Here is a 9,550-nt window from a genome sequence, read left to right on the forward strand (position 1 = left end):
GCCGGCGGCCAGGAAGTCAATGGCAGCTTCGCCGCCCACGGTGATGGCGGCGACGGTGGCGCGGGTGGCAAGGGCGGCAGCGGCTTTGGTGGCGCCGCGGGCACCGCGGGCAATGTCAACGGCGGCCATGGTGGCGTCGGTGGTGCCGGTGGTAGCGGTGGCCGCGGTGGTGACGGTGACACGGCCGGCGCCGGCGGTAACGCCGGTGCCGGTGGTGCCGGCGGTAATGGTGGCCAAGGCTTCAGTGCCGTGGCCGGCAGCGACGCAGCTGGTGGGGCAGGCGGTAACGCCGGTGCCGGTGGCGCAGGCGGTACCGGTGGTGCCGGGGGTGACTCCAGCGGTGGTGGCGCCGGTGGCGCTGCCGGCGACGGCGCCAGTGGTGGTAACGCCGGTACGGCCGGCGCTGGTGGTGCTGGTGCTGGTGGCGGCGGTGGGAACACCGCGGGGTCTGGTGGCAAGGGTGGCAATGGTGCCGACGGCGGTGCCGCAGGTGCCGTAGGTGCGGCCGGTGCCGGTGGCAGCAATGGCACCGCGGGCAGTGCCGGTGCGGGCAGTGCTGGTGGTGCTGGTGGTGCTGGTGGCGATGGGCAGGGTTTCGCCAGTGACGGTATGACGGGCCAGTCTGGTGGTGCGGGTGGTGCCGGTGGCGCGGCTGCTGACGGTGCCGGCGGTGCTGGTGGGCGCGGTGGTAATGGAGCTACCGGCAAGGCTGGTGCGGTGGCCGGGGATGGCCAGGCCGGCAACACCGGTGGTAACGGTGGTAATGGTGGCGTCGGTGGTGCCGGTGGCACGGGTGCCGGGGCCGGTGACGGCGGCGCTGGCGGTGTCGGCGGTAACGGCGGTGACGGTGGTGCCGGTTCGGCCGGTAATTCCGGTCCCAGTGGTGTCGGCAAGGACGGCGGCAACGGTGGCGACGGCGGCTACAGCGGTGGTGGTGGCCGCGGTGGTGACGCGCTGGGTTCTGGTGATGGTGGCCGCGGTGGTGACTCCGGTAACGGCGGCAACGGCGGCAATGCCGGGGCGGGTTCGAGTGCTACCAATGCCAGTGGTGACGGCGGCAATGGTGGCACCGGTGGGTCCGGCGGCGATGCGTTGTTCGGTGCTGGGCCGGATTTGGGCGCGGCCGGCGCTGGCGGCAAGGCGTTCGGCACCGGCACCGGTGGTGCCGGCGGTAACGGCGGCAACGCCGGGCACAGCGGCAACGGTGGTGACGGTGGCGACGCCACCGGTACGGGCAACGGCGGCAACGGTGGCAGTGCCGGTGGCACCGCGCATCTAGGTGGCGGTATCGGTGGCCGTGGTGGGGACTCGGTGGCCGGTGATGGTGGTGCCGGCGGCAACGGCGGCAACGGCGGTGACAGTGGCTCGGTGGCCGGCAACGGCGGCAATGCAGGGCCTGACGGCGGTAACGGCGGCAATGGTGGTTGGGGTGGCCTCGGTGGTTGGGGCGGCACCGGTGGTGTTGGCGGGAATGCGTTGGGTGCCAACGGGAATGGCGGTGCCGGCGGTGCCGGCGGCAACGGTGGTAACGCGTTGGCCACCGGCGGTGCCGGTGGTGATGCCACGCTCGGCGGAAACGGCGGCAATGGTGGCGGCGGCGGCTGGGGCGGTGTGGGCCGTGAGGGCGGCGCCGGCGGTAAAGCTGCCGGTTCGGGTACCGGTGGCGCTGGGGGTGCCGGTGGTGATGGCGGCCTGAACTCCGACGCCGGTAACGGTGGTGCCGGTGGTGACGGGTCGGGCGGTCAGGCGGCCGGTAACGGCGGCAATGGTGGTGCCGGCGCTGGTGGTTACGGCACGTTCGTCGAGCCGTTCCAGTTCGGTCAGGGCGGCAACGGTGGCGCCGGCGGCACATCGGTCAGCGGTACCGGCGGTGCTGGTGGTGTCGGCGGCGTGGGCTCGTCGGGCAGTCATGGCGGTTTGGCGGGCGCGGGCGGCCGGGGCCTCGACGGTGGTAGCGATGGCGGCAACGGCGGCAAGGGCGGTGCCGGCGGTAACGGTGCCCATGGTGGCAACGGTGGCAATGGTGGTGCCGGTGTCACTGCGGGCGCCAACGGTTCCGGCGGTGCTGGTGGTAACGGCGGCAACGGCGGTAAGCCCGGTGATGGCGGCGACGGCGCCAACGGCGACGCCGCCCATCCCGACGGCGGTGACGGTGGTGCCGGCGGCACTGTGGGTGCTGCGGGCAGCGGTGACAGGGGTGGGAACGCGGGTACCGGTGGCCTAGCCGGGACGGGCAGTCACGGGACTGACGGTGTCGCCGGCAGTGCGCCTACGGGTCTGGCCGGCCATGGCGGTAACGGCGGCAATGGCTACGACGCGGCATCGGATCTGACTGCGGCGGCGGGCACCAGCGGCGGTAACGGCGGTGCGGGCGGTGCCGGCAGTGCGATCGGCAACGGCGGCAATGGCGGCAACGGTGGCAGTGGTGTGGCCGGCAAAGCCGGTGATGGTGGCCTCAACCCGGGTGATTCGGGTCAGAACGGTCAGGGCGGTGGCCAGGGCGGTAACGGTGGTGCTGGTGGTGCCAGTGGCAGCGTGGCTGGTAATGCCGGTTCTGGTGGCAACGCCGGTAGCGGTGCCAACGGTGGTGCGGGTGGTGCTGGTGCCACCGGCGCTGACGGGCAGTCCGGATTGGGCCTGGGTGCTGGTCAGGTCGGCGGTAAGGGCGGCGACGGCGGTGCCGGCGGTGCCGGTGGGGTCGGTGGTGCGGCGGGTGCGCTGCTCAACGGCAGCGGTACCGCGGGCAGTCAGGGCAACGGTGGTAACGGTGGTGACGGTGGGGATGCCGGCACTGCCGGTGACGGTGGCAACGGTGCCGCCGGGGTAGCTGGTGTGGCCGGTTCCGGTGGGGCGTTGGGTGCCGGTGGCGATGGCGGCCAAGGCGGTGATGGCGGTGCGGTCGGCGTCAAGGGCTCCGGTGGCAGTGGCCGGACTCCCGGTAGTGATGGCGCCAACGGAGTTTTGCCGAGCGGGGCTCATGGCAATGGTGGTAACGGTGGTGCCGGCTATGACGCGGCGTCGGATGGGGCTGCGGCGGCGGGTGCCTCGGGCGGTGCCGGCGGCCGGGGTGGCGATGGTGGCAACGCCGGTAATGGCGGTGACGGTGGTGCCGGAGGTAGTGGGTCTGCCGGTGCTGACGGTGCCGCGGGCACGGTTGGATCGGCGGGTGTCGGCGGCGGTAAGGGTGGCGACGGCACTGTCGGCGGCAACGGCGGCCGGGGCGGGGCGGGCGGTAACGGTGGCCTGCTGAGCGTCAACACTGCGGGCAATGGCGGCGCGGGCGGTAACGCCGGTGCTGGCGGCAGCGGTGGGACTGGCGGTGCCGGTTACAGCGGCATCCTCGCCGGTGAGGACGGCACGCGTGGCGGTGACGGTGGTAACGGCGCCAACGCCGGAACGGCCGGGGCCGGTGGGGACGCCGGCACCGCGCAGGGCGGGGCTGTGGTCGGCGTCAACGGCAGCGGTGGTAACGGCGCCAACGGTGGCAACGCCGGTACCCCGGGCGACGGTGGTAACGGCGCCAACGGCGACGCCACCACTCCCGAGGGCGGCGACGGCGGCGCCGGCGGTAATCCCGGTGCGGTCGGAGCGGGTTCGCTGGGCGGCGGCGCCGGTACCACGGCCGGCGGGGCCGGTAGCGCCGGTAGTGATGGTGCCAACGGAGTTTTGCCGAGCGGGGCTCATGGCAATGGTGGTAACGGCGGCAACGGCTACGACGCAGCCAAGGACCCGGGAGCGGCACCGGGTGCCGACGGCGGCAAGGGCGGCAAGGGCGGTGACGGCGGAGCGATCGGCAACGGCGGCAAGGGCGGCGCCGGCGGTGACGGCGCTGTCGGCAGCACCGGTAACCCCGCGCCGGCCGGCCAGGCACCGAACGGTACGAGCTACCCGTGGAGCGGCAACACCGGCATCAACACAACGCCGAATGTCCAGGGCGCATCCGGCGGCGCCGGCACCACCGCCGCAGTGGCGGGCCAGCAGGGTGGCGACGGCGGCAGCGGCCAGAAGACCGATCTCGGCAGCGGTACAAACAACAACAAGGCGTGGGGTGGCAACGGCGGCAAGGGCGGCGACGGCGGCATCGGCGCGAACGGCGGCGACGGCGGCCACGGCGGCGGCGCCACCAAGGGCGCCGGCGGTGCTCTTGGTGCCAACAGCACCGGCGGCAACGGCGGCGGTGGCGGTGCCGGCGGGCACGGACAGCACGGCGGGCAGGGCGGTGCCGGCGGGGAAGGCGGTGCCGGCGGCGCCGGCGGCTCGATCTCCGGCGTCAGCGGTGACGGTGGTGCCGGTGGTAAGGGCGCCGATGGCGGTGCCGGTGCCACCGGTGGTGAGGGCGGCGACGGCGGTGACGGCGGCGCAGCCCGGATCGCCACCGCTGGGTTCAACAACCAGTCGATCATCGGCGGCAATGGTGGTGCCGGCGGCACCGGAGGTGTCGGAGGCAATGGTGGTGCTGGCGGCAGTGGCGGCGCCGGTGGTGCTGCCGGGGCCGTGGGTGGTAGCGGCCTGGCCGGCACCGCCGGTGCGGGCGGCGACGGTGGCAACGGCGGGGCTGCCGGCAAGGGCGGCACCGGCGGTGACGGGGGCGACGGCGGGGACGCCAGCTACAACACCGGCGGGGGCGCGATCCGAACCCCGGGCACAGGTGGCGCCGCCGGCAGTGGCGGTACGGCCGGCTCGGCCGGTTCCGGTGGATCCGGCGGCGCCGGCGGCCAGAACGCCGACGGCTCACATGCCGCATCCGGCGACAGCGGCGGCGCAGGCGCGTCAGCGTCCAAGGGTGGCAACGGCGCCGTGGGGGCTAACGGCACCACGGCCAACAACAACGTTCCGTGATCGAAATCGCCGTGCGCCAGAACCGGTGCGGTACCGGCAGCTCCGGACGACGGTCTCGGCGGCACCACCCGGCTCGTGCCCGCTGGTCGGTGGCTACACAGCCTCCAATCTGACTGGAACCTGTGCACGGCCGGGAGGGGCAGGTGAAAGCCGCTCCGGTCTCATGCCGGGGCGGCTTTCGCTTGATCGGTGCCACCGGCGCCAGCCCCAACCCGGTTGGCCCGGCCTCCTAGACCACCCGCAGGCCGGGCCGGTGGTTCCCGGGCGCGCAACGCGGGCCAAGGCGGTGCGGCTGGAGGCGACGGGGTGTGACGGCAGCGATGCGATGCCGGGGCAACTGTGTGATCCTGCTGACAGGAGTCGTCCAGCCACCGCACAGCCATCGGCGAGCAAACTATGGCGTCTTCTTCTGAAGCAGTCGCCCAAGCCGCCCGGACCAGCGGCAAGGGTTCAGCGCGGGGGTGGACGTTCAGTTAATAGCCAAAATCTCGCCGCATCACCGTCTACCGGCGGTGACAGCAGTGTCGCCCATTAACTGACGGTGGCGAAAGGCTACGGGCATCGCCGTTCCCGCTGCGGGCTGAGGCCGTCCGTATCGACCACGTTGTCGGTCGTCGAATTCGCGAATAAGCAAACTTGAGAATGGCGAAAGTATGCCGAACTGTATAGCGAATCCAGCAAACAAACCATTCTTGCTAAGAAACATTGGCTTTCTTTAGCTAAATCTTGATCGCCGCACCTGCAGTCAAACCCGCAGCTCACAGACCAAAGAGGTCCACCTTGGCGGAAAAATTGAGCATTATGACCAAAAAGGTTGACTGCCCGCCACGCGCTACTACCCTTCTTAGCCAAACAAGTCTTTGCCAACGCTTATGCAAACTTAAGGGGTCCGTGTCGTGGCTGGTGACCGTCGCAGTGGTGTTCGTCGTCGTAGTAGTCGGGTGGTGGGTGCGGGTTCGGTGGTGGGGGCGTTTTTGGCGTTTGGGGTGGCGCCGTTGAGTCCGGTTCCGGCGGGGGCGGATTTTGAGGATGTGTTGGCGGAGTTGTTGGGGGATCAGCTGGGGGCGGCGGTTGCGGATTTGGGTGTTGATTGGGGGGATGCCGCGGCGTGGGGTGTGGTGTTTGATGCGGCGAGTTGGGATGGGGTTTTTGATTCCTGGGCGGATGCGGGTACCTGGGATGGGGTGTGGGATGCGGTTCTGGCGGATCTGAATCTCAGTGCGGTGGGGGCGTTCGACTTTGGTCTGCCGGGGTCGGCGGCGTCGTCGTTTGACTGGTCTGAGATCAATTGGTTGATGCCGTTCGGTAACGGTGCTGATGGCACGGCGGACAACCCTGACGGCGGTGCCGGTGGCTGGATTTATGGCAATGGTGGCGCGGGTTGGGATGCGGACGGCACCGGTGTCAGTGATGACGGTGGTGCTGGTGGTCAGGGTGGTTTGTTCGGCGGCAATGGTGGCGATGGTGGGGATGGTTGGGGGTCGGGTGATGGTGGCGATGGTGGCGCCGCGGGCCTGTTTGCGTGGTTTAGTCGGGGTGGCGATGGTGGTGATGGTGGGGATGCGGTAACCGCTGGTGGTGGCGGTGGTGCCGGTGGTGTCGGTGGTGATGCGGCGCTGTGGGGGTTGTTCAGCACGGCTGGTGCCGGCGGTAATGGTGGTGATGGTGTCGCCGGGCTCGCGGGTGTGAATGCGGGGTTGCTGGGTGCTGCCGGTGGTGATGGTCAAAACGGTGGTGCCGGCGGCAATGGTGGTGCCGGTGGTCGGGGTTCGCTGCTGTTCGGCACGGGCGGTTCGGGTGGTTCGGGCGGTTCGGGTGCTGCTGGTGGTGCTGGTGGTGATGGCGCTGATGGTGCCGATGGCACGGCTGAGCATGTGGATGCGATCAGTGGCGGCAATGGTGGCGCGGGTGGCAATGGTGGTGCTGCCGGTGCTGCGGGTGCTGGTGGTGCTGGGGGTTGGTTTGCCAGTGCGGGTGCTGCGGGTGTGGCCGGTGAGCAAGGTGATGGGGCTGCGGGTGGCAATGGTGGTTCCGGTGGTGATGGTGCTGATGGCGCCAACGGTGCTGATGGCACCGCGGAGCATGTTGATGGGTTTGCGGGTCAGGCCGGTGGGGCCGGCGGTAACGCCGGTCTAGGTGGTGTTGGTGGGCAGGGCGCTTCGGGTCAGGCCGCCAGCGGTACTGGTGGTGTGGCCGGCAGTGGTGGTCGTGGCGGCGATGGTGGTGCGGGTTTTGTCGGGGCCGATGGCACGGCGGGTTCGCTTGATGGTGGTCGTGGCGGCAATGGTGGTGCCGGTGGTGCTGGTGGCCTGGGTGGTTTGCAGGCCGATGGCATCACGCGTGCGGTGACCGGTGATGGTGGCGATGGTGGGGCCGGTGCTCGGGGTGGGGATGGTTTTGACGCGCGGTCGCAGGGCGCGGCGGCGGGCACTTCGGGTGGCAATGGTGGCGCCGGCGGTAATGGTGGTGTGGGTGGTGTCGGTGCCACGGCGGGCGCTCATGGTGTGGGTGGTGTGGGCGGTAACGGTGGTTGGGGTGCTCACGGCGCTGCCGGGGCGATCGGTGTCGCGGGTACGGCGTCGACGTTGCATGGTGGGGCCGGCGGTAACGGTGGCGATGGTGGTGATGCCGGGATCGGTGGTGCCGGTGGTAGTTCCGGTGGGGGCACTTACGCGGCCTCGGGTGTTTCGGGTCAGGCCGGTAAGGGCGGCGATGGTGGGGTCGGCGGTCACGGGTATGACGCGGCGGCTGATCCTGGTGCGTTGACGGGCACGGCCGGCGGTAACGGTGGTGTCGGTGGTAATGCCGGGTTGGGTGGTCTGCAGGCCGATGGGTCGCGGGCGACTGCGGGCAACGCCGGTGTTGGTGGCGATGGTGGCGACGGTAAGCACGGTGCTGCCGGGGTCGCTGGGGATGCGGACAATGTGGACGGCACGGCGGGTCAGGCCGGTGGCCGGGGCGGTAACGGCGGTGAGGGTGGTCTGGCGGCCGATGGTGTGACGCGGGCTGCGGCGGGTGCTGGTGGTGATGGTGGTGCCGGTGGCGCCGGTGGCGCCGGGTATGACGCGGTAGCTGCGGGCGCGGCCGCCGGCACGCATGGTGGTGCCGGTGGTGCCGGTGGCAATGGTGGTGTGGCCGGGACCGGTTCGATCGCCGGTGTTCATGGTGCCGGCGGGGTCGGCGGTAAGGGCGGTAGCGGTACTGCGGGTGCGGTCGGTGTGGCCGGCACCGCGGGGACGGCGGCCAACCCTGATGGTGGTGCCGGCAGCAATGGTGGCAATGGTGGTAATGCCGGTGCCGGTGGCGCCGGTGGTGTCTCCGGTGGTGGGGTGGCGGCCGCCGACGGCGCCAACGGCACGGCCGGTAAGGGTGGCAATGGTGGTGCCGGCGGCGCCGGTTATGACGCAGCCTCCGATGGCACTGCCGCGGCGGGGACTTCTGGTGGCAATGGTGGTGCCGGGGGTAATGCCGGTCTGGGTGGTCAGCTTGTCGGGGGTGGGAGGGCCACCGATGGCACTGCTGGTGTCGGTGGTGCCGGTGGTTCGGGTAAGGCCGGTGCTGCGGGTGCGGCGGGTACCGCGGGTGCGGTCAACGGTGGTGCGGGCACCAATGGTGGTAACGGTGGTAACGGTGGCCAGGGTGGTTTGCAGGCCGATGGTGTCAGCCGGGCTGCGGCGGGTAAGGGCGGCAATGGTGGTGCCGGTGGTGCCGCCGGTAGCGCCACCAATGGTGCCGCCGGTGTCACCGGTGCCGGCGGTGCGGCCGGTGACGGCGGCAATGCCGGGACTGCAGGTGCCGGTGGTCAGGGCGCTGCCGGCACGGCCGAGCACCCCGATGCCGGCCAGGGTGGCGCGGGCGGCAGGGGTGGAGACTTCGGCGCCGGCGGGACCGGTGGCACCGACGGTGACGGCAACGGCCAGGGTGCTGATGGGCTTGACGGCGCGGCCACGGTCGGTGGCAATGGCGGTGCCGGCGGTGACGGGTTCCTGGGCACCAACGGTGTCCTGGGCAGCATTGACGGCACTGGTGGCGGCCACGGGGGCAACGGCGGCGACGGTGGTGCCGGTGGTCTGGCCGCAGACGGTTCCTACGCCGCGCAGGGCGTGGGTGGTATCGGCGGTGATGGTGGCGCCGGCGGTAACGGTTTCAACGGTTTCAACGGCGATGAGCCGGGCGCTCACGGCACGAACGCCGGAAACGGCGGTGCAGGTGGCAACGGCGGCCAGGGCGGCCAGGGCTCCACTGTCGGCGCCCACGGCATCGGTGGTCTGGGTGGTAACGGCGGCAACGGTGGCAACGGTGCCGACGGCGGCGACGGTGCCGGCGGTGACAGCGAGCACGCGGCCGGCTATGCCGGTCAAGACGGCGGTAACGGTGGAAATGCCGGCAGGGGTGGTGCCGGAGGTGCCAGTGGCGGCGGTACCTACTCGGCCAGTGGTGCCGACGGCGTCGCGGGTATCGGTGGCAACGGTGGTGCCGGCGGCACCGGCCTGGACGGTGTCAACGGCACCGCGGAAGACCCTGATGGCACGGATGGTGCCGCCGGTGGTGCCGGTGGTAACGGCGGCCAGGGCGGGCTAGAGGCCGACGGCATTACGCAGGGTGCCAACGGCAATGGTGGCGCCGGTGGTTTGGGTGGCCGTGGCGGCAACGGTTTCAACGGCGCAAACGGGGATGAGCCCGGCGCGGATGGCACGCGTGGTGGCAATGG

At 71.2% G+C, this 9,550-nt stretch carries 7 protein-coding genes and 1 pseudogene; 4 read left to right on the plus strand and 4 right to left on the minus strand.

Annotated elements, in window-relative coordinates; translation table 11 throughout:
* The 3 genes from LI92_RS23845 to LI92_RS23850 all read right to left on the minus strand — a co-directional run.
* Positions 1 to 1,275 (minus strand): hypothetical protein (locus LI92_RS23845; RefSeq protein WP_502691468.1); only part of this gene is annotated, 1,275 nt, incomplete at its 3' end.
* Positions 1,276 to 2,136 (minus strand): hypothetical protein, encoded by an 861-nt coding sequence (locus LI92_RS23230; RefSeq protein ID WP_052740830.1) that lies wholly within the window; start codon positions 2,134 to 2,136, stop codon positions 1,276 to 1,278.
* A gap of 84 nt (positions 2,137 to 2,220) precedes the next feature.
* Positions 2,221 to 3,684 carry a hypothetical protein gene (locus LI92_RS23850; RefSeq protein WP_192830080.1) on the minus strand — a complete coding sequence of 488 codons (1,464 nt, stop codon included), beginning with the start codon at positions 3,682 to 3,684 and terminating at the stop codon, positions 2,221 to 2,223.
* Here LI92_RS23850 and LI92_RS23855 point away from each other — a divergent pair.
* The 3 genes and pseudogenes from LI92_RS23855 (at position 3,667) to LI92_RS23260 (ending at position 6,975) form a co-directional block, all read left to right on the plus strand.
* Complete coding sequence (locus tag LI92_RS23855) at positions 3,667 to 4,839, plus strand: hypothetical protein (RefSeq protein ID WP_192830081.1); 1,173 nt, start codon at positions 3,667 to 3,669, stop codon at positions 4,837 to 4,839. The two genes, LI92_RS23850 and LI92_RS23855, sit on opposite strands and share 18 nt — an antisense overlap.
* Before the next feature lie 1,295 nt (positions 4,840 to 6,134).
* Positions 6,135 to 6,296: pseudogene (locus LI92_RS24530) on the plus strand (PGRS repeat-containing protein); the annotation flags it as partial.
* Between the two features lie 256 nt (positions 6,297 to 6,552).
* Positions 6,553 to 6,975, plus strand: coding sequence for a hypothetical protein (locus LI92_RS23260; protein ID WP_192830083.1), 423 nt, complete (start codon positions 6,553 to 6,555; stop codon positions 6,973 to 6,975).
* On the opposite strand, the gene LI92_RS23865 is transcribed toward LI92_RS23260, so the two are convergent.
* Entirely contained in the window at positions 6,972 to 9,179 is a 2,208-nt protein-coding gene (locus tag LI92_RS23865) for a hypothetical protein (protein ID WP_192830084.1), read from the minus strand. The two genes, LI92_RS23260 and LI92_RS23865, sit on opposite strands and share 4 nt — an antisense overlap.
* Here LI92_RS23865 and LI92_RS23870 point away from each other — a divergent pair.
* A complete protein-coding gene (locus tag LI92_RS23870; protein ID WP_192830085.1) occupies positions 9,166 to 9,420 on the plus strand; it encodes a hypothetical protein in 255 nt (84 codons plus the stop codon). The two genes, LI92_RS23865 and LI92_RS23870, sit on opposite strands and share 14 nt — an antisense overlap.
* The last annotated feature ends 130 nt before the right edge of the window (positions 9,421 to 9,550 follow it).

This window comes from Mycobacterium sp. UM_Kg1, from assembly GCF_000972925.1.
GTDB classification, from domain to species: Bacteria; Actinomycetota; Actinomycetes; order Mycobacteriales; family Mycobacteriaceae; genus Mycobacterium; species Mycobacterium hiberniae.

Excerpts from the sequence above, each read along its gene's own strand:
- LI92_RS23230 (WP_052740830.1), bottom strand. The coding sequence starts at position 2,136 with ATGGGCGGCGTCGCCGTTGGCGCCGTCGCCGCCATCACCGGGCTTACC.
- LI92_RS23850 (WP_192830080.1), bottom strand. The coding sequence starts at position 3,684 with ATGAGCCCCGCTCGGCAAAACTCCGTTGGCACCATCACTACCGGCGCT.